Genomic DNA, 21438 nt, shown 5'->3' with positions numbered 1-21438 from the left:
ACTCCCATTCAAAAAACCCGTATTGAATTATTACATTCCTTTCATCCCTCCAATCGAGGGGGGAATCAGAAATACAAGTAAGAATTCTGCAAATACCATATCCTGAAACAGGAACGGATATTGCCATGGATTCTCTACATTTTTCGGGTGACATCGTTCATGGCAACTTCGTCCACTTATACATCCCCCCAGACAGGACAAACATACACGATTGTGTCGGGAGGCTCGACTTCCACTACATCACAGGTCGTCACAAGCGGGACTGTCGTAGATGGCGCGAAAATCATAGCAAGTTCCACACCCGTATCTCCAGACTGGTCAGCGCTCCCTCATTATACGGGCGTTCCCGGCTCGCAGATTATCGAAAATTCTGCAGGTGCACTCAACACCATAATCTCCGGGACAAGTTTTCCAGGCGGCGGGGGTATGATCAGCGAGCAGCACTTCGTTTTTGAATCGTCCACCCAAACCATTCAATCCGGAGCATTCGCCAGTAATACAACGCTTGGCCCATTAGCGACGTCCATTATCGAAAACGGGGGTATTTCCTACAACGTCAATATTAGTGGCGGCTGGCTGACCTCCGGGGGCCTTATGACGATTCAGTATGCTCAGTATGCAGCAACACAGATCGTCTCCGATGGTGGAACACTTCACACTGCAACGGTAGGTATAACAAGCTCCAGTCAGCAACCAGCAAGCGGAACCCTGATCCTGTCTGGAGGAAGCGCTGACCATATCACTATAGGAAGCGGCGCAGTTCTTCAGAAATCCGGCACGCTTTCGGACGTCACAGTAGGCGTTAAGGGCGTCCTATCCGTTAGTGCAGACCAAAATGCCACAAACGTTACAGGCAATGGCGGAACGATCATTCTGGATCACAACGCTAATCTAACGGGAATTTTCAAGAATAACGCTCAGACGACAATCAGCTTTACCGACCTGGGAAATACAGCATCTACAGTCAGTGGCGTTTTGGTCCATAATGGCGGAAGCGTCAGCCCCTCCAGTGGTTCTACTCTGGAAATCATGTCTGGCGGCCAGGTTCTGCACAGCATTGGGGTGGCAGACGATTTTTCCTCTCCTTATTATTTCCAGACTGCACCTTCGGGAAACGGACTGGATCTGATTGTCGGCACGCCCTGCTATTGCCCCGGAACCCTGATCGCGACACCACAGGGAGAGCGGCCTGTCGAACAGCTTTCTATTGGCGACATCGTTCTCACTGCCTCGGGAAAGCATCATCCAATCCGCTGGATCGGACGGCGGGCCTATGATCCGATTTTTGCCTATGGAAACCGGGATATCCTGCCTATTCTGTTTCGTGCGGGTTCTCTTGGCGACGGACTGCCACGTCGGGATCTAATGGTTTCCCCGCTGCACGCGATGCTCATCGACGGACGCCTCATTCCGGCTCTTCATCTGGTCAACGACCTTTCTATTCTTCAGATCGAGAAACCCTCAGAGATCCGCTACATCCATATCGAGCTTGAAAGCCATGACGTCTTGCTCGCAGAGGGAGCACCATCAGAAAGCTTTCTGGACGATAACTCACGCGGGATGTTCCACAACGCTAGCGAATACGATGATCTATACCCGCAGACTTCCAAACAGCCTCCACGCTATTGTGCCCCCAGGCTGGAAGACGGGCCGGAACTCGCACGTATTCACGATCGCCTGAAGCAATACGCACGGAATTTTTTACCCCTTAAAGCCGCCTGATACTCCGAGGATAATTCGCTACCGTGCCGCACCCTCTGGCAGGTTACATTGATGTCTGCAATCGCAATCGTATCGCCGGATGGGCTTTAGATCTGGAGGAGCCTGATCAGCCTGTCTGCCTGCGGTTTTTTCAGAATGGCCGCCTCCTCGATGAGGTGACCGCTGAAATATTCCGTACTGATTTGGCCGACTTCGCCAGAGCAGGATATTGCGCGTTTGACTGGTCCTGGCCTGAATGTCCTCCTCATGAAGGAGGCATTATTGAAATTCGGGACAGCAAGCATGACTACCCCCTGAACGGTTCCCCTTTTTATATTGAGCCTCTGCCCAGTGCTCTTGTCGGCTCCATAGATATTACTGACCGCCTACGTATTGCAGGCTGGGTCCGAGATGACCTGAATCTGGATCGAACAGTCTGGCTGACCGCGGTCATTGATGGCGCTCCCACCGCACATTTTCCAGCGAACCAATTCCGGCGGGATTTACGGGACGCTGGTTTCCAGTCCGGCCGATACGGCTTCGAATACGTGTTCAGCACTGCGCTTGATCCGTTGCAAGACCATACTATCCAGCTTCTGCATGGACAGGAGCGTTTCGGAGATCCCGTTTTCTTACCACGGGCAGATCACCTGGATGATGCTTTCAAAAAGCATTTCAACGCCCTGATCCAAGGCCTGATTACACCGCAGGCAAGACGTGACGCCTTGTCTTTTCTCACAAAATCAGCAGATGCGCTTCGACACCAGAGCGCGTCAAACATTACCAGTCTCGAGGCTCGCACTCTCGCTCAAAAAGCCAGCCGCCGCCATGAGGACGCTCTCTCTTTTGCTCCCTGTGCGCTTTTCATAGATGACAGAGCTCCTGACTCCACAAGAGATGCAGGATCGGTCGCTTTGTTGTCTCACATGCGAGCGACGCAGGCATTGGGCTACCGATGCTGTTTCATAGCCTCCCGCCAGCCCCCCACAGAGCAGGATCAGGCGCATCTGGCAGTTATGAATATCGACTGCCTTATGCCCCCGGTTTTCACGGGACCTGAAGAGGCCCTCAAACGGCTCGGACCTGGGTTAGACGTAGTTTACCTGCATCGCCTGAATAATGCTGAAAGCTATGCTGCCCTGTGCCGCGCCTTTGCCCCAACAGCCACACTGCTCTGGAGTGTTGCGGATCTGGCGTCCCTTCGCCTGCGTCGTCAGGCCGCTGTGGAAAGCCGTCCAGAGCTTGTGCGCACAGCAATGCGAATTGAAGTGCGGGAAAACATGTGTGCCTGGCTGGCCGATAGCGTTCTGACGCATTCTTCGATCGAAGCCAAACAACTGGAGCGGATGGTTCCTACGGCCAATATCCATGTTGTCCCTTGGGCGGTTCCCGTCAAAACCCGTTCCCGTCGACACCAGGACAAGCCCGTCATTGCGTTTGTCGCTCACTTTGCCCATGCCCCAAACACAGACGCTGCAAAATGGCTCATTCTGGATATTTTGCCGCGCCTTAAGAAACGCATTCCCAATCTTGTTTGTCGCCTCATCGGCAGCGCCATGCCGCATGCAGTTCACATGCTTGCAGACAAAGACATAGAAGTGACGGGGCACGTGTCCAACCTTCAAGAGACCTTGTCTGACGTGTCGCTCTGTGTCGCTCCACTCCGTTATGGTGCAGGGATCAAGGGGAAAGTTTTGGATGCGTGGTCTGTTGGGCTGCCAATTGTCATGACGCCCATTGCAGCAGAGGGGTTGGTCGATGCGTCCAATCCGCTATGGACAAAATCCATCGCTGACAGTGCGGAAGATTTTGCGGAAAAAACAGCTGCTCTTCTGGTGCCATCTGCGGCAAAGGCTCAGATAGCGGCCGCAAGGAAGCTGCTGAAAGAGCGTTTTTCCGAGAAAGCTATCCAAGCCAGTCTGGAAGACATTCTTCCGCCCGTGATGATCGAGCCACCCCCACTGCCAGAGGACAGGTCAGAACCCGTCCTGAACTGATAGTTTTCTAGAACCTGAATGTCACGTTTGACTGCGCATAGCTGCCACTTTGCGCCCCCGCTTTGCGCAAACTCTGTGATGCCATGAACCGCGCTCCATAGATCTGCCAGGTCAGATGATGGTTCAGCTGAAGCGTCAACGATGCCTGTGGTACGACGCCCACATATCCTCCCCGATAAGCATGAGCGAATGTGTATGGGCCGGATGAACTCCAGATCGCCCCGTTTGCGTTTTCCCGCCACATAAACGGTGCCTTCAGACGCAGGGACGCAAATCCTTTCCAGGGTGTGATGCTGATAACCGGAGACAGGCTCACCAGATTGGACGGTGAAATATAGGTTGTCGTATCCAGATAGTTGGTCTGTGGATTAAACGGTGCCATGTAAGTGTGCACCGTTCCATTCTGACCATCTGACCCACCGGAATAAATATCTGCCTGCACACCCAGGAAGGGATGCAAGGGAGAAGGTGTATGTCTGTAGCCTATGATCGTGTTGACGGCCCACGCACGAACGCTGCTTTTCCGCTCTGTCCCGGCGTATTGGAATGTTCCGTTCTGGTAGAGTGCTCCCACCGAGTATTCGACGGAGGCGGATGTTCCATACCAGCGAAATCCCAGATTGCCCCGAGAGGATGTTCCTTTAAGAACACGTGCTGCTGTTGGCACCGCCGAGAGACCGCTGCTGTATCTGTACCGAATGTAGAACAGGTCCAGAAACGAATGCACGCATTCGCCTCCAACGGAAAATGCTGGAACGATCATCGTGGTGTTTCCACCATAAAGACGCGTTCCGTAATCCTCGGTATTGTGGAACATGAGACGACTGTCTGTTTTCGTCTGAACGAAATCATATGCGTCCACACGGATCCGGGGCCAGAGAGCATAAAACCGACCACCATTCCAGGACAGAGGAACGTTTGGGGTTTCGCGATTGTACAATATGTAGGACGGAGCATCGAGGAACTGCTGGCGTCCAAACATAAAGCCTGTATGTGCTCCGGCAACCTTGCCCTTCAGCTCAACAAAGCCCTGTTGCAGGTCCAGCCTCTTGCGATATGTCGAGCCATATCCAAACCCCTTCCAGCCCCCTGCATCCGCATTGATGAGCTGCCCAAAAAGACGGACATGCTCACCCAGATGCAAGTCTGCCCCGATCAGGTTCCGAATGCCGAAGCGGCCTGACTGGGCTTTTCCACTGCGCCCCAGAAATGGCGCTTCCTCATACCAGTTTCGTAACCGCGATTCCCCCGACAAGGTCAGCCAGATCGTGCGACTATTGTTCAGGGCAATAAATTTGAGCGGATCAAAAAAGTCCGTACGCTTGCTCTTGTCTCGCAGGTAACTCCAGTCCTCCGCCCAAGCCGCCGCGCCATAGCGGCCAACCGGGCCAAACCCGGCGGCTTCACCGTTTCCGTAGTTGAAATCACCCCACGGCCCCTGATGACCATTCGGTGCACGGTTCTGCTTGGCAGTGATTCGCCGTGGCTGACCGACCACGCCGGCATGAGGATAATCCTGAATGATCGGTCGCTCGGTGGAAGGAACCTTGATCCATTCCTCCTCAATGGGAGGAGACTCAATCGGGCTGGTTTTCATAGGAGCCGTCTGGGCGCCTGCGTGATGGCCCAGATTAGCCGTCAACAGAAGCACTCCGGCAATGAGGCTTCTTTCATGACGGAAAGAGACGACAGAAAGAAGCATCGAGAACCACAATTTGACATGAAGAGGCAACGAAAACGAGTGAGCCTCATATTACACAGTATGTAAAGAGAGATTTTATTTATAACTTTTTTATTTAGTTTTTTATAGATCCGGGCGAGAGATGGCCATCTGGCCACGTGTCAGATCTCGCAGGTACTCCGTGATCATGTCTGCCTCGTCAACAGGCACAGCGACAGTCAACCACGCACCTTCTGCATCAAAGTCACACAGTGTCTTTTCTGCCCGCCACCCCGGCAGTTTGGCTTCAACCTGCGCGTAAACCGAGAAGGGACAATGAAACCGCAGGGGCAGAGTTTCGATCCGCTCGATTTTGGCTGCCTCTCGCAGACAGGCCGCAGCCGCACCGCCATATGCCCGAACAAGCCCACCGGCTCCCAGCTTTACACCACCGAACCACCGTGTGACGACAACCATCACATTGTCGAAATCCTGCCCCTCAATCGCAGAAAGGATCGGGCGCCCTGCTGTTCCGGAGGGCTCTCCATCATCGCTGGCACGGTATCTTTGACCCGTCCGGAAGGCCCAGCAATTATGAGTCGCGTCCGGGACAGCAACCTCGGCGAAGAACGCCAGTGCTGCGGCTTCATCTGCAACAGGAGCCGCGCGCGCAAGGAAAGTGCTGCCCTTGATTACACTTTCATGTTCAGCCAAGCCATCGAGAGTCCACGTCATGGCTTCCATTGTGCCCCATGATGGCGGAAATGTCAGGTTGGGGTAGGGAAATTCTGCCCGTTCTGTTAAGGGTAGGCCCCATGTTTTCGGATCTGATCGGCCGGCTAAATGCCGCCTGTGCACGTCGTGCGCCACTGGTGGTGGTTCTGTTTGCGCTCCTCTGTGCGGGATGTGTCGCACTGAGTATCATGCGCCTGAGTGTGACAACTGATACTGGCAAGATGTTTGCCAGCACCCTGCCCTGGAAACAGCGGACGGATGAGATGAACCGTCTCTTCCCGCAGGATGACAATCAGCTCGTCGCCATCATCGACAGCCGCATCCCCGAACAGGGACGCGCCACGGCCCGCGCCCTTGCTGCCGAACTCAGCAAAGACCATGCGCACTTCGAAATGGTCAGCCTGCCGGGCGATAATCCGTTTTATAACAGTCACGGCTTCCTGTTTCTGGATAAGAAGGACCTCGAACCCCTTCTGGATTCCATCGTTTCAGCCCAGCCTTTTCTTGGAACTCTGGCAGCAGATCCCTCAGCCCGCGGCCTGTTCGGTGCCCTTGGCCTGATTGGGGACGGTATCAAGGCCGGGCAAGGCATTCCTAGTGGCTTCAACGGCGCTCTGGACGGCTTTGCGGACTCTCTGACCAAGGCCGCGGCTGGTCAGCCTCAGGATCTGTCCTGGCAGAATCTTCTTGTCGGTCGTCTGGCCGAGCTTGGCAGCCGCTACGAATTCGTCGTCACAAAGCCCAAGCTGGATTATAGCTCCCTTCAACCCGGAGAGGGCGCCACAACGGCGATGCGCAAGGCGATCGACAGCCTTGAATTCGTAAAGTCCGGTCAGGCCACCGGCAGCATTACTGGCGAGGTCAAGCTCAACGACGAAGAGTTCTCGACCGTTGCCCATGGCATGGTGTTCGGTCTGGTCATTTCGCTGGTTCTGGTCGCACTCTGGCTGGTTCTGGCCGTGCATTCCATCCGCGTCATTGTTCCCATTCTGCTGACTCTGATTGCAGGCCTTCTGCTGACGACCGGCTTTGCTGCGCTTAGCGTGAAGGAACTCAATCTCATCTCGGTGGCGTTCGCGATCCTGTTCGTGGGCATTGCAGTGGATTTTGCCATCCAGTACAGCGTCCGCTTCCGGGGACAGCGCAACGAAGATGGCTCCATGCCGTCTCTGCATGACGCCCTCGTTCTCACTGGACAGGAGAGTGGCGCACAGATTCTGGTCGCGTCACTTGCAACCGCTGCGGGCTTTCTGGCCTTCACCCCGACAAGCTTCATCGGCGTTGCTCAGTTGGGCCTGATTGCAGGGTTCGGGATGCTGATTGCCTTCCTGTGCACCATGACACTGCTCCCGGCCCTGCTGACGCTCTTCCGGGCGAAGCTCGGGAAAGGTGAGCCCGGCTTCACGTTCATGGCGCCCGTCGATCACATGCTGCGTCACAAGCGCAGAAAGGTCGTGGGCGTCTTCGCACTTCTCGGGGTCGTGGGCGTTGCCCTGATGCCGTTGCTGAAGTTCGATGCAGATCCTCTCCACACGAAGAACCCGAACACGGAGGGCATGCATGCCCTTCATCTTCTGGAAGATAATCCCCTCACCACCCCATATTTTGCTCAACTTCTGGTGCCGAATGTTGAGGATGCGGCAAAGAACGCGGCGGCTTTCTCCAAGCTGTCGAGCGTCCATGATGTGTTGTGGCTGGGGGCGCTTGTCCCGGATGATCAGACCGACAAACTGGCTATGATCGAGGACACGGCTTCCATCCTTCTCCCGACAATTACCGTTCAGGACCCATTACCTGCGCCGGATGCCGCGGCCATTCGGGCCTCTGCCATTGCAGCGGCGGCTAAACTGGACAGCGTCAAAGATCAGCTCCCCGCACCGCTGGAAAAAATCCGCCAGGCTCTCAACACGCTCTCGACAGCCCCTGACGCAACACTGGTCAATGCCAGCCATGCCCTGACACGCTTTTTGCCGGATCAGCTCTCCATGCTCCGCACGGCGCTTCAGCCGAAGCCCATCACGATCGACAATATCCCCGACGATATTCGGAAGGATTACGCACTTCCTGATGGTCGCCAGCGCCTGACGATCCATCCCAAAGGACAGATTTCCGAGACGCCCGTGATGCATAGGTTTGTGTCCCAGTTGCGTTCGGTCAATCCGGATATCAGTGGGCCGGCCATGGAGATCACCGAAAGCGCGAACACCATCGTCCATGCCTTCACGATTGCCGCCATTTCGGCTCTGATCATGATCGGCATCATTCTTCTGGTGGTGCTGCGCCGCATTCTGGATGCAGCGCTTGTCATGGCACCGCTACTGCTCTCGGCTCTCCTGACTGTCATCCTGATTGTCACGGTTCCAGAGACACTGAATTACGCCAACATCATTGCTCTTCCCCTGCTTCTCGGGGTTGGCGTGTCTTTCAATATCTATTTCGTGATGAACTGGCGCGAAGGCATCAAGGGACCGCTGACCTCTCCGACCGCACGCGCTGTTCTATTTTCTGCCCTTACAACAGCAACGGCGTTTGGATCGCTAGCAACATCTGCTCATCCGGGCACTGCGAGCATGGGCCGTCTGCTTCTCATGTCTTTGGGCTGCACACTGATCTGCACACTCTTCTTCGTACCGGCGCTCCTCCCGAAACGTCCGATCGACGACGCCTGAACTGACATAGTTCGTCACTAATGTGAACGGCTGACCGCAACCGTTCTTTAACTCACAGGTTGAGACCTTCATAACCATGAAGGATCTCTCCGTGAGTGCAGACCATTCAGGACTTCCGCGAGGTATCGACCATGTCGGTGTGACCGTACCCGACATCAACCTTGCCATCCGCTTTCTCGAAGCCGCACTAGGCGCTGTTGCGCTATACCGCAACGTTACCCACACCCACCCCCAACAGGGTCCGCAGACAGAGAAGATACTCGGGCTGCCAACCGGCAGCGTGGTCTGGGAGATGTGTATGATGTCTCTGGGGCATGGACCTGGGCTCGAACTCTTTGAAATTCATGGCCCAGACCAGAGACCGGCCGTCCGCGCCTGTGACTTCGGCGTACAGCACTTTGCCGTCTATGTTGACGATATTCATGCGGCCTGCACCCGCTTCACCAAAGCGGGTGGCGAACTTCTGACAGAGCCACAGGGGCAGCCTTCTCTCGAAGCTGGCCCTAGTAACATGTTCTGCTACGGCCGTGCGCCGTGGGGCATGATTATCGAGCTTCTGTCCACGCCCTCACGCAGCCGCTTTGACGATATCGCCCCAAAGCCTCGCTATCAGCCCCCAGCACGACATGAGGAACAATAAGCCATGCGCCCTATCTCTCTGCTGTTCGCTTTTGCTCTTGGCGTTACCGCATTTTGTCACGCGGCTGAAGCTGCAGATCCTGCACCTCCCACAGCATATTACTGGCACAACTGGACGGACCATAATGGCGTCAGCCATATGACGCGCTGTCCGTTTCACAATTACATTCTGAAAACCATGTCCAAGCCAGCAGGCCCGCAATGGCAGGACCGCCTCAAGAGCGGACAGGCCCAGATCATTTCTACCGTGCAACCTCCACACTGGGATGGAAGCTGGCACCCTGACCCGAAAGTCCAGTGGATCATTCCTCTCAAAGGCACATGGTACGTTACCGCAATGGACGGAACACGTGTCGAGATGGGACCAGGGGATGTTTCTTTGGGTGAAGACCAAATGAGCCGTAAGGACTCACAAGGTCACATCGGACATTTTGCAGGAAATGTCGGCGATGATGCTGTGACACTCATGGTCATTCAGACTAATGAACAGCCGACCACAGATCAGCCCTGCCGGTTCAAATGAGGTGATGGTTTCAGAGTGGGTTGGAGAAAACTCTGTTTGTTATCCTAAAAAGGGGAGTTTTTTATCCGATAACATTCCGTAGTTATATTGAACTACACTTGCCAATACTTGCGATACAGAAGTATAACACACTTTGAAACAATAGTGTCGGTTATGACACACATTAGAAATTCTTGATGCTGGATGTGTTTGTTTCTATTGCGGAGCAGTGACGTTTCCTTTCAATTTTGTAACCGAAGATACAGTTAAAACGTTACGCGCAAGGAAACCGCTTTTCATGTCAGCGTCTCCACCCAAGCAAGGTCGCGCCGGGATTTTCCGGAGCATGCCAACAGGTTTTCTAAAAATTACGCTCCTGGCAGGCATTTCATATAGTGCTCTGCCAGTCGCAGGAGCTCATGCGCAGGCTCCTGCCAAACAACATTCCACTACCAAAAAGAGTGCACCGAAAGTTACTGCTCCTGTTCAGCAGTCAGTTCCTGCACTTCCACCAACAGGCTCTACTGCTACGGCATCGAGAGTTACGCGTGTGCAGAAAAAGGATCTGCAACAGATCGAGTCTGTCCGCTCCGAAAATGTCACGGTGACCGGTTCGCTGCTGCATGATCCCAACGTCAACAGCATGTCACCCATCACGCATATCAGCCGGGCAGACATGGCGCGGCGTGGATTTGCCAACGTAACAGACGCATTGCAGGCCCTGTCCTCCAACGGCGCGGGCAGTTTGACCAACGCTTTCTCCGCCAATGGCGCTTTCGCAGGTGGCGCTTCCGCTCCCTCGCTCCGTGGTCTCAGTTCCGATTCAACGCTGGTGCTGATGGATGGGCAGCGACTGTCTTATTATCCCCTTTCGGATGACGGACAGCGCAACTTCGTCGATACCAACTGGATCCCGTCCTCCATCATGGAATCCACTGATGTTCTGGAAGACGGTGCGGCTACCCGTTACGGTGCCGACGCGGTTGCTGGTGTCATCAACTATGTGACCCGCAAAGAAATCAAGGGTTTTGAAGGCAATGCCGAGGGTGGCCTGTCTCAACGCGGCGATACCGGACATCAGAAGCTTTATGCAACCTACGGCTTCGGTGATCTGCACCGGGATGGATATAACGTCTATATCAACTCCGAATACCAGCAGGACGATGCCCTTTATAACCGTCAACTTGGTTATCCCTATAAAACCGGAGATCTGACCAAACTCGGCGGCGAAAACGGAAACACAAACGTTCTTGCATCTGATGGCTCCATTGCGAATTTTGGTGCCACGCCTGCAACAGTCGTCCGCCCGAGTGATGGCGGTCGCGGAGGTATTGGAGCTTATCAACTTCTGAACCCTGCTGCTGGGTGCGGCTCTTTTGGCTCCCTGGTCAGCGGAAACGCGGCAGGAACGCCAGCAGGTTCCATCAGTCAGGCCTGCACTCAGAATGCTGTGGGCGATTATTCACAGGTCTCTCCGTCCCTGCGCCGCATCAACGCAACCATTCATACAACCGTGCAGGTCACCCCGCGCTCCCAGTTGACCGCGATGTTTACCTATTCTCAGGCTCTTTCAACCTATACAGGTACACCTGTCAGTATCCGCGCGCAGTCTCAATCCCGAGCAGCGAATACACTGAGCACGCCCCTGCCGGTGTATCTGCCTGATGGATCGCTTAACCCCAACAACCCATTTGCAGCGCAGGGTCAGGCGGCGCAGGTCATTGGTATGTTCAGCGATATTCAGCGCGTGAACACCCAGCTGAGCCAGAATTTCCGCGGCTCCGCACGTTACAATGGCTCCGCCGCATCCAACTGGGGCTCTGACTGGAATTACGACGTTAATTTCGTCGGCATGAACACAACGCTTGAACAGACCATTCTGGGCGTTCCGACAATTCGCGGAATTCAGGATGCCATCACCAATGGCACCTACAACTTCGTCGACCCCTCCAAAAATACCAATGCCGTTCGCAAAGCCATTGCGCCGCCTAACGTCATGAATGCGCGCACGCAGGAATATTCTGGAGAAATGTCGCTTAGCAAAGGCCTGTTCAAACTGCCTGGTGGAACGGTCGATCTCGCGATTGGTGGCAACGTTCGTTACGAATCTCTCAACGACCCCAGTGCCAACCCTTACGATCCGTCCGATCCGACAGCGCAGTACACAGGTGCGATCAATCCATTCAATGCGCAAGGCAGCCGTTGGGTTGAATCCGGCTTTTTCGAGCTCGGTCTTCCGTTCCACAAAATGCTGTCTGGCAACATTGCTGGCCGATACGATCATTATTCAGAAGGCTTTAGCCACTACACGCCGAAGGCTGGCCTGATCTTTACCCCCGTCAAGCAGTTCTCACTACGCGGCACATTCTCCCGTGGTTTCCGCGTTCCAAGCTTTGCAGAAACGGGCGGTTCCAACGTCGGTTACACGACCTATCAGCCCCGCAATCAGGCCTGGATTAACCAGCATCTAAACCCGAACGGGACACCGGATACCTATGCTCAATCATACAGCATCGGATCAAATGTTGCTGGCAACCCGAACCTGAAACCAGAAATTGCCACCAATTTCACTGGTGGTGCTCTAATCAAGCCAACCGACTGGCTAAACTTTAGCTTCGATTACTATTACATCAAGAAATCAAATTACATCGCACCAAACCCAGTCAGCACCACCTCCGTTGCTGAAGCCTATCTGGCCGGTGAAAGTCTTCCGGCTGGCGTCAGCGTTACTCCTGAAATCGTCGACGCACAGCATCCGGATGCGCCGCCACGCCCTGCCCTCATTAATCTTGGCTACCTGAACACCAATAAGGTCGTCACAGATGGTGTAGATTTCAAAGTTTCTGCAACATCCCGTCTGCCAGGTGTCCTGCATGATGTGCGCTGGATCAGCACTGGCAGCGCTACGTATGTTCACAGCTTTAATCTGACAACGCCTGACGGGCAGGTGCAGCATTATGCTGGAACAATTGGTCCTTATGGTGCCGTTTCAGCGTCGGGAACGCCTCGCTGGCGCGCAAACTGGTCAAACACCTTCATTTACAAAAGCCTCGCTGTTACGCCGACGGTCTATTACACCAGCGGCTACAAGACGGTGGCTGAAGATCAAACGGGCCCAGGAACCCGCAATACCTGCTCCAGCTTCAGTTCCATCCAGCAGGCTTATACGCCTAGCCAGTGCCATACCAAGGCATTCTGGGATGTTGATTTGAACGTCAACTACCGGATCAATAGTCGTTGGAGCGTCTACGCGAACGTTTATAACCTGCTTGGTTTCAGAGCCCCATACGACTTCGCGACGTATGGCTCCTATCTGTACAACTCCGCATGGAGCCAGAAGGGACTTGTGTTGCGATCGTTCCATTTCGGTGTGAATGTGTCTCTCTAAGGCGTAAATTTAAGAGGGGGGCCTATTAAATAAGCCTACCCTTCTTGAAAAAAAATAAAAACAGGCCGGGATATTCTCCCGGCCTGTTTTTATTCCTCTATCAACCCATATGGTCAGGCGCTTTCTTTGACCTTGTGCTTGACCTTGACATCATGCCCCTTGAGCATTCCATGCCAGTACAGGCGGGGGAAAACTTCGGTTTTCAGGAGCCAAGCAAAGCGGCTGGGTTTCCGCTGATCATACGGAAAGCTCGGAGCAACCTTCCCGCCATACAGGAACTCTGCCAACACGACTTTGCCGTAAGACACTGTCAGTGGGCAGGCACCATATCCATCATACGCCCCTGTTTGAGGGCGGCCGTCGAGAGAAGCCAGCAGGTTCGCGACCACAACGGGAGCCTGCTCGCGCGCGGCAGCAGCTGTCTTGGCATTACTTGTGCCCAGAACATCTCCAGCGCCGAAAACGGTATCGTACTTCACATGACGCAGACTTGTAGGGTCTACATCCAGCCAGCCAGCGGCATTGGCAAGGGGGCTTTTCTTGACGAAGTCCGGGGCGGACTGTGGCGGAACAACGTGCAGCATGTCGAATGAACGAACAACAGTTTCGTCCGCGCCAACAATCTGGAAGGTGGCTTCGCGTTTCTCCCCATCGACCTTGATGAGGTTCTCTTTCTTATGAAGATTGACTCCATAAAAATCGATCTGCTTCTGGAGGGAAGGCACGTAGTAGGCCACGCCAAACAGCGCGTCGCCCGCCATGCAGAAATCGACTTCCGTGCGGTGAAGCGACCCTTCCTTGCGCCAGTGATCGCTCGCCAAATACACAATCTTTTGCGGTGCCCCAGCACACTTGATGGGCATAGGAGGCTGGGTGAAGAGCGCCTTTCCACCATCAAGATGACGAATGCATTCCCATGTGTAGGCAGCCGTTTCACGGGAATAGTTGGACGTCACGCCATTACGGCCCAGCGTCTCGGGTAGTCCCTCGATTTTATCCCAGTCCAACTGAAGCCCGGGACATACAACCAGCCGACGATATTCCACTACACGGCCACTTTCGAGCGTCACCGTGTTCACGTCAGGATCGAAAGACACCACACTGTCTCGCAGCCAGGTCACGTCTTTCGGAATCAGGCCACCTTCCTGACGGAGCGTTTCCGCCAGCGTCATCACGCCGGCTCCAACCAGCGTCCAGCCCGGCTGGTAGGCGTGCGTCGTAGACGGTTCGATGATTGCAATCGACAGGTTGGGTCGCTGATGTCGAAGCTGCGCTGCAATGGTGATACCTGCAGCACCCCCACCAACGATGACGACGGAGAAGCGATCCTGCGGGTTAGAATCTGTCATGTTCGATGCTCCAGAGTCATGGGCTGACAAAAGAAGACCCTAAACCAGACGGGCCAGTCTTTCGGTAAGAAGAGTGTAGAACGCGTCGGAATCAATGTGATCAATCCATAACGCATTAGGGAGGCGATCGGTTACCTTCCAAAGATCGACAACGCTCTGTCCCAGACAAAGCGGTGCTTCAATCTCGATCTCGACGTTACAGGCCCGTCCGGAGAACAGGTCTGGCCGCAGCAGCCAGCCAATCGTCAGCGGGTCATGGAGTGCACCGCCTTCCCATCCATATTTCAGCTTCTCAAAGCGGTCTTCAGCACCCAGCATCCGGACAACCATATCGCCCACAGGTGTTCCGAGCGCAGCAATCGGTGCCAGCCGCGCAGGAGTCGCGATGGCGCGATGGGTCACATCGAGCGGGAGCAGCGTGACAGGAATGCCTGCACCCATCACGATTTTCGCAGCGTGGGGATCAACGAAGAAGTTGAATTCCGCAGTTGGTGTGATGTTTCCACCTTCGCGCTGCGCGCCACCCATTGCGACAATCCGGGAAATTTTGGGCGCAATATCCGGGGCGTGCGTCAGGGCGTGTGCCAGATTGGTCAGAGGACCCAGGCAAACCAGCGTAATGGCGCCTTTCGGCTCCTTCCGCAGCACATCGATCAGATGGGTAGCCGCGTCCATCGGCTGCTCACGGAGACGAGGGTTTGGCAGGTTAGCGCCCCCCATTCCGGTTTCACCGTGCACGTATTCCGCACTGATCGGCGCCTTATGAAGAGGCCGTGCGGCACCGGCAAAAACCGGTACATCCTCACGCCCTGCCAGTTCGAGCAGGGCGCAGGCGTTTTTCGTGGTCTGGGCGAGCGACACGTTGCCAGCAACGGTCATGATCGCTTCGACCTGCAGTTCTGGCGAGGCCAGCGCCAGCAGGATCGCCACGGCATCGTCCTGACCGGGATCCGTGTCGATAATAATCCGGCGGGGGCTGACCTGCGTCATCATGCGTCCTTTTCGTCGTCCTTGAACCAGGCCTCAACCGTCCCCGTGACCTTCAGGGTCATCGGACGGCCCTTGCGGTCCACGGCCTTGCCAACAGACAAACGGGCCCAGCCTTCGCTGATGCAGTATTCCTCAACATTGGTCTTCTCTTCGCCCTTGAGGCGAACACCAACGCCGCGGTTCAGCACGTCTTCATTGTAGTATGGGCTGTCCGGGCTGGCGCACAGGCGGTCGGGAGGGGTATCGCTCATAGTCGGTTCCTTTCTGTCTTCTGTGGCATCTTCTGTAGCGCCGGATGGCCTCGCCTCCAAGTCAGGATGGCTCCCCGGAGACAACCGGCGCTGCTATGATGCGTTTTCCTCCTCAGGAGACCATGAGTTACCATGACATTCATTCGCTTCCGCCGAACGATGGGCGCTACACTTTTCAGCCTTACCTCTCTCGGTGCCGCCCTGTCCGGTTGTGCATCGCAGGATGACGGAGACTCCTATTCCGTCAGCGTGCCGGTGGCAGCGGGTCAAGCCATGCGTTTGGATCACATGATTTCCCATGTTCCGGGCCAGGCCTGGCGCCTCACTTATCGCAGCGCAGATGCCCGTAATCCAAAGCAGCTTGTTCGGGTGTCAGCGGAAGTTCTGGTTCCCGCAGGCAAGCCGCCCGTTGGTGGGTGGCCTGTCTTGGCCTGGGCTCATGGAGAAAGTGGCCTGCATCTGACATGTGCGCCTTCTGTTATGGGCCTCGGGACTGTGCAGGAACGCTTTTATGGTCCCTGGCTGCGACAGGGCTTTGCGATCGTTGCCACAGACTATCCGGGTCTTGGGGAGCCCGGCGAGGCATTGCTTCTCAATGCCCGTTCAGAAGGGATGAGCGTCCTGGATTCCGTGCGAGCTGCTCACGAACGCCTTCCTTCGATCTCAACGACAGTGCTTCTCAGTGGTCATTCGCAAGGCGCTCAGGCTGCTCTGGCGGCCTCTGCAATGGCGGCATCCTACGCGCCTCAATTGCATATTCTGGGAACGATCGCTGTTGCCCCGCCCTATCTGGATGCGCAGGGTATTCAGGATCTTCTGCATCCTCGTAATCCGCGCAGTTTTTCCCCAGTTGTTCCGGAGCTCCTGTCTCTTGGCGCGTCTCTGGCTCAGGCCGACCCATCGTTTGACGCCAACGCTGTCTTCACAAACCGGGCTCTTGCCCTCATGCACGATGCCGCAAACACATGCAGCTCGGATTTTTTTCCGCTGGTCCATCGTTCAGGCCTGACCCCCGCGACGATGCTCAAGCCCGGCGCCGATGCTGTATTGGCGCCAGCACTGAAATGGGCTGAATATCCGTCCCTGTCGCTCTCAACGCCTGTCATGATTGCGACGGGCGCGCAGGATCTGCATTCCTCCCCAACCGAGCAGCGTCGTCTGGTGAATGCGCTGTGTGCAGCAGGCACCTCCGTCAGCCACACAACCTATGGCGGAGCCAGCCACAGCGGCACCCTGCCTGCTGTCACGACAGACGCCCACAGTTTCGCGCGGACCCTTCTTGCCGGACAGAAGCCCGCGAATAACTGCCCCGCACAATGACGATCCTTATTACAGGAGCCGGTTCTGGAATTGGTCAGGGACTGGCACGGCGCCTTTCCCGGCCTGGGCAGTTCCTGTCTCTGGGCGATATCCATCCGGAAGGTCTGGCGCTCACTAAGTCCCAGTGTGAGCCCTTGGGCTCAACGGTTCACACGCGCACTCTAGACGTTCGAGACCGACCAGAAATGGAGGACTGGATCAAAAAGTCTGCACCCTCCAGACTGGACATGGTCTTTGCCTGCGCGGGCCTGACTGGCGGCCTTCCTCCTACCGCTGGGGATATTCCTTTGGTCGCGGAACGGGAACAGCACGCCAGAGCCATTTTCGAGACGAATCTGACAGGTGCCCTCAATACCGTTTTTCCAGCGATCGAGCAGATGCGACAGCAGAAACCAGATGCAAATGGCCAGCGAGGCCGCATCTGTGTGATGTCTTCGGTCGCGAGCTTCGTCTCTTATCCCGGCACACCGTCTTATTCAGCGTCCAAAGCTGCAATTGATCGCTTTATTGTTGCCAGTGCGCCCAGTCTGGAGCGACAGGGCATTTCACTTACAAGCGTCTGTTGCGGTTTTGTGGAAACCCCGATGGTACAGGCCAATCGTTTTCCCATGCCGGGGCTGGTCTCCACAGACAAGGCCGTCCGTCGCATTTTACGCGGAACCCTGCGCGGTCAGAGGCGAATTATGTTTCCCTTCTGGCTGGGGTTAGGAGCGCGCCTGACAGACCTTTTGCCGCCGCGCCTAGCTGAACTTTATTATTGCAGGCAGCCTTCATCCCAACCAGGCGGAATGCCCGATTACTGACCACTCTCACGGTACGAAAATGACTTTTCGTGTCCTAATAGTAATGACCCAAAGACCATAATCGGGGATAAGCTGTCGGCATGAATTTCTGCCGCTTTTTCATTGACCGCCCCGTCGCAACAATCCTGATGTCTCTTGCCATCTTCATGGCCGGCGTCATCTGCTATCCTCTTCTGCCTGTTGCGACGATGCCTGATGCCACCACAACCAATATCATGGTCGTGGCATCACAGCCGGGTGCGGACCCGCAGCAGATGGCAACATCTGTCACGACCCCGCTGGAGCGGCGTCTTGGCTCCATTGCCGATGTGAAGAGCATTGAGTCTGACACGAGCCAGGGTCAGGCGCAGATTTTCATTGAGTTCTCGTCCTCCCGGAACATTGACGGTGCCCTGCGAGACGTACAGGCAGCTCTTCGGGCTGCCCGCAGCGATCTTCCCACTGGCACACTCGACGATGATCCGCAGGCCTTCAAACTGGATGGCAGTGGTTTCCCGGTTTACCTGCTCAGTGTCACGACAGACCAGCTGACACAGGCCGAGCTCTATGATGTGGCCAATATTCAGGTCAAACCTTATCTGGCGAAGGTCAAAGGGGTAGGCCGCGTGGAGGTCGTTGGTTCATCGAACCCGGCCGTTCGTGTGGAGCTTAATCCGGGACCTCTGTATAAATGGGGCATCGGGCTTGAGAATATCCGCTCGGCCCTCGCCTCTGCCAATGCCTTCACCCCAAAGGGTTTCATCGACAGTCATGGCACACGCATGCTGCTGTCGACCAATGATCAGGCCGTCAAAGCGAGCGAATACAGGGATCTGATTGTCGGCTACCGGAACGGACTGTATCCCGTCCGCCTCAAGGACGTCGCAAACGTCTACGATGGTGTGCAGGACGTTTATCAAACGAGCTACATCAATGGTCACCGGGCCATTACGCTCATCGTTTCCGGCCAGCCCCACGCCAACACAGTGGCGATCGTTGATGGGATCAACGCTAATCTGGACAAACTGCGAGAGGGTCTGCCGGGTAGCGTCAAATTAACTGTTGGCTTGGATACATCCCGCTCCGTTCGCGCTGCCCTTGATGATGCGAGAGACGCCCTCATCATTTCCGTCATTCTGGTGGTCTTGGTTATCCTGCTTTTCTTCCGCAGGGTCATGACCACTGTCATCCCGGCCGTCACTGTGCCGATTGCCCTGTCCGGCACGCTGGCCGCAATGGCCTACTTCAACTTTACTCTGGATGTTCTATCTCTGATGTCCCTGACGATCGCTGTCGGGTTCGTTGTCGATGATGCCATTGTGGTGCTCGAGAACATTGCCCGGCACATTGAAGACGGGATGGATCATTACGAAGCCAGCATTGTTGGCTCGTCAGAAATCGGCTTCACGGTCCTGTCCATCAGTGCCTCGCTTGTAGCGGTGTTTATTCCTCTGCTGTTTTTGCCGGGTACTGCAGGCTCGATCATGTTCGAGTTCTGCATGACGATGATTTCAGCCATCGTGATTTCAATGTGGCTGTCCCTCACCCTGACGCCCATGATGTGCGCCCGCATGCTTGAAATTGATCATGGGACCGCTCCCCGTAAGGGTCTTACAGGCGCCATCGTGCGCTTTACTGAAGCGGGGCTGGATGGCCTCGTACGTCTTTACGCTCGCTCCATGCACTGGTGTCTGCGGCACACGATCCTTATGGGTCTGACCCTTCCCCTGAGTTTTATCCTGCTCGTGGGTTCAGTCATCGTCATGCCCAAGGAATTTATCCCTGAGCAGGATATTTCCCTGATTGGCAGTCGCATCCAAGGCGATGCGACCATGTCCTTTGATGAAATTGACCGCAGGCTGCGTGCTGTCGGTGCAATCGTGCAGCGGGACCCGGACGTAACATCCACGACTATTTTCAGTAACGATAAAAACTCCGGCCAGCTCTACCTGCATTTGAAGGAAAAAAGCGAGCGCGCTCCGGTAGCCACAGTGCTGGCCCGTATTCGCAAGGCTGTTCCCGTTGAACCGGGAGCAGACGTGATGTTCTGGAATGTCGGCGGCAATAGCCAAGGGGGAAGCAGCCAGAAGAACACCGGTGCTTACCGCTATGTTCTGCGCAGTGAAGATATTGCCAGCCTCACGGGCTATCTTCCCAAAATGCTTGGGGCGCTGCGGGCCTCAGGAAAGCTGGTCAACCTTTCTTCTGCGACAGAAAGCCAGTCCGTCGCTGCTTACGTCACGGTCCATCGCGATACGGAAGCACGGTATGGCATCACACCGCAGCTCATCCAGAATGTTCTATATGATTCCTACGGCCAGACCATCGTCTCCACGATCCACCTTCCCCTGACGACACACCGGGTCGTCATGGTTCTGGGGCCGCAGTATCGAACTGATCCCAACATGCTGCATCAGGTCTGGATTTCAACTTCTGCTGGCACAGCGGCAGGTGGTGTGGCGTCCAACCTGATTAGAGCCAAGGCCTCCACCAGCGGAACTGAAAGCACGTTTGCATCTCTTGCAACGGCGTCCATTCAGAACTCACTGGCCAACCAGATTTCCGGCAACAGTTCCAGCGGTGCCGCTGTATCGTCTTCGACAGAAAAGATGATCCCGCTTGAAAACGTGGCTTCCATTCTCTGGAAACAGCAGCCGCTCGATGTCACCCATCGTTCGGGGTACTATTCGACCGCTATTTCCTTCGATCTGGCGCCCGGCGTGACCTACGCCCAAGGTGTTCAGCTCATTCAGGACACGCTAAAAAGCACCCATGCTCCAGAAGGTGTTCTGGGCGAATTCACCGGGACAGCGGGCGATACAACCAAAGTCATGATCAATGCACTGTTGGCGTTCGCAGCAGCCATTGCCGTCATGTATATTGTGCTTGGCATTCTGTATGAGAGCCTGATTCATCCCATCACCATTCTCTCCACGCTGCCCTCTGCCGGCATTGGCGCCATCATAGGGCTATGGTGCTTTGGAATGCCCTTCAGCGTTGTTGCTGTTATCGGCATCATCCTGCTAACAGGCATTGTGAAAAAGAACGCTATTCTGGTGATCGACTTTGCCATTCATGCAGAGCGCCATGATGGATTGTCGCCCAAGGATGCCATTTTCAAAGCATCCATCACGCGTTTCCGCCCAATTCTCATGACCTCTCTCGCTGCGGCCCTCGGTGCCGTACCGCTTATCATCGGACATGGTTACGGGAGCGAGATGCGAGCCCCGCTGGGCGTCTCTGTGCTCGGAGGCATGATCGTAAGTCAGTTGCTCACGCTTTATACTACTCCGATCGTCTATCTCTGGATGGATGCGATTGGAAAATGGGTCCGGCGAATGATGCTCCGCATTGGAAAGCTCTTCCAGCACCGCGCTATGCCCAACAGTGTGCAGAACCAGAGTTAAGCCAGACGAGCGGACTGCTGTTCATTTTGGAGCCTGAAATGTATCAGC

General features: G+C 55.3%; 14 protein-coding genes. 9 read left to right on the top strand and 5 right to left on the bottom strand.

Annotation, left to right across the window (positions count from 1 at the left end; all coding sequences use genetic code 11):
* Positions 1-159 precede the first annotated feature (159 nt).
* Both JN414_RS04890 and JN414_RS04885 read left to right on the top strand, forming a co-directional pair.
* The gene (locus JN414_RS04890) at positions 160-1722 is read left to right on the top strand and encodes a Hint domain-containing protein (RefSeq protein ID WP_202206952.1); all 1563 of its coding nucleotides are present in this window, start codon (positions 160-162) and stop codon (positions 1720-1722) included.
* 23 nt (positions 1723-1745) lie between these two features.
* Positions 1746-3698 carry a glycosyltransferase family 4 protein gene (locus JN414_RS04885; protein ID WP_202206951.1) on the top strand — a complete coding sequence of 651 codons (1953 nt, stop codon included), beginning with the start codon at positions 1746-1748 and terminating at the stop codon, positions 3696-3698.
* 7 nt (positions 3699-3705) lie between these two features.
* Here the strand turns inward: JN414_RS04885 and JN414_RS04880 are convergent, their stop codons facing one another.
* Together JN414_RS04880 and JN414_RS04875 are read right to left on the bottom strand one after the other, a co-directional pair.
* A complete protein-coding gene (locus JN414_RS04880) occupies positions 3706-5349 on the bottom strand; it encodes an alginate export family protein (protein ID WP_237389926.1) in 1644 nt (547 codons plus the stop codon).
* Between the two features lie 153 nt (positions 5350-5502).
* Positions 5503-6102, bottom strand: coding sequence for a YigZ family protein (locus JN414_RS04875; RefSeq protein WP_202206949.1), 600 nt, complete (start codon positions 6100-6102; stop codon positions 5503-5505).
* A 71-nt stretch (positions 6103-6173) separates the two neighbouring features.
* On the opposite strand from JN414_RS04875, the gene JN414_RS04870 reads away from it, so the two are divergent.
* The 4 genes from JN414_RS04870 (at position 6174) to JN414_RS04855 (ending at position 13291) form a co-directional block, all read left to right on the top strand.
* Positions 6174-8762 (top strand): MMPL family transporter, encoded by a 2589-nt coding sequence (locus JN414_RS04870; RefSeq protein ID WP_202206948.1) that lies wholly within the window; start codon positions 6174-6176, stop codon positions 8760-8762.
* A 76-nt stretch (positions 8763-8838) separates the two neighbouring features.
* Positions 8839-9402 (top strand): VOC family protein, encoded by a 564-nt coding sequence (locus JN414_RS04865; RefSeq protein WP_202206947.1) that lies wholly within the window; start codon positions 8839-8841, stop codon positions 9400-9402.
* Between the two features lie 3 nt (positions 9403-9405).
* On the top strand, positions 9406-9924 hold the full coding sequence (locus tag JN414_RS04860) for a cupin domain-containing protein (protein WP_202206946.1): 519 nt from the start codon (positions 9406-9408) through the stop codon (positions 9922-9924).
* A 277-nt stretch (positions 9925-10201) separates the two neighbouring features.
* Positions 10202-13291 carry a TonB-dependent siderophore receptor gene (locus JN414_RS04855; RefSeq protein ID WP_202206945.1) on the top strand — a complete coding sequence of 1030 codons (3090 nt, stop codon included), beginning with the start codon at positions 10202-10204 and terminating at the stop codon, positions 13289-13291.
* A 113-nt stretch (positions 13292-13404) separates the two neighbouring features.
* On the opposite strand, the gene JN414_RS04850 is transcribed toward JN414_RS04855, so the two are convergent.
* From JN414_RS04850 to JN414_RS04840, 3 genes are read right to left on the bottom strand one after another with little or no spacing between them, the layout of a single operon-like run.
* Positions 13405-14640 carry an FAD/NAD(P)-binding oxidoreductase gene (locus tag JN414_RS04850; RefSeq protein ID WP_202206944.1) on the bottom strand — a complete coding sequence of 412 codons (1236 nt, stop codon included), beginning with the start codon at positions 14638-14640 and terminating at the stop codon, positions 13405-13407.
* 39 nt (positions 14641-14679) lie between these two features.
* A complete protein-coding gene (locus tag JN414_RS04845) occupies positions 14680-15633 on the bottom strand; it encodes a nucleoside hydrolase (protein ID WP_202206943.1) in 954 nt (317 codons plus the stop codon).
* Positions 15630-15881, bottom strand: a complete 252-nt coding sequence (locus tag JN414_RS04840) for a DUF3297 family protein (RefSeq protein WP_046900479.1) — start codon at positions 15879-15881, stop codon at positions 15630-15632. Before JN414_RS04840 ends, JN414_RS04845 begins: the two co-directional genes overlap by 4 nt.
* A 132-nt stretch (positions 15882-16013) precedes the next feature.
* Here JN414_RS04840 and JN414_RS04835 point away from each other — a divergent pair, with 132 nt between their 5' ends.
* From JN414_RS04835 to JN414_RS04825, 3 genes are all read left to right on the top strand, one after another.
* Positions 16014-17201, top strand: a complete 1188-nt coding sequence (locus tag JN414_RS04835; protein ID WP_202206942.1) for a lipase family protein — start codon at positions 16014-16016, stop codon at positions 17199-17201.
* Complete coding sequence (locus JN414_RS04830) at positions 17198-18004, top strand: SDR family oxidoreductase (protein ID WP_202206941.1); 807 nt, start codon at positions 17198-17200, stop codon at positions 18002-18004. The genes JN414_RS04835 and JN414_RS04830 overlap by 4 nt, the downstream gene beginning before the upstream one ends.
* Before the next feature lie 80 nt (positions 18005-18084).
* Entirely contained in the window at positions 18085-21390 is a 3306-nt protein-coding gene (locus JN414_RS04825) for an efflux RND transporter permease subunit (protein WP_237389875.1), read from the top strand.
* The last annotated feature ends 48 nt before the right edge of the window (positions 21391-21438 follow it).

Source organism: Gluconobacter sp. Gdi, assembly GCF_014132155.1.
GTDB lineage: Bacteria > Pseudomonadota > Alphaproteobacteria > Acetobacterales > Acetobacteraceae > Gluconobacter.
Note: the sequence above shows the minus strand (reverse complement) of the source record. Positions and strands in the feature narration are given on the sequence as shown.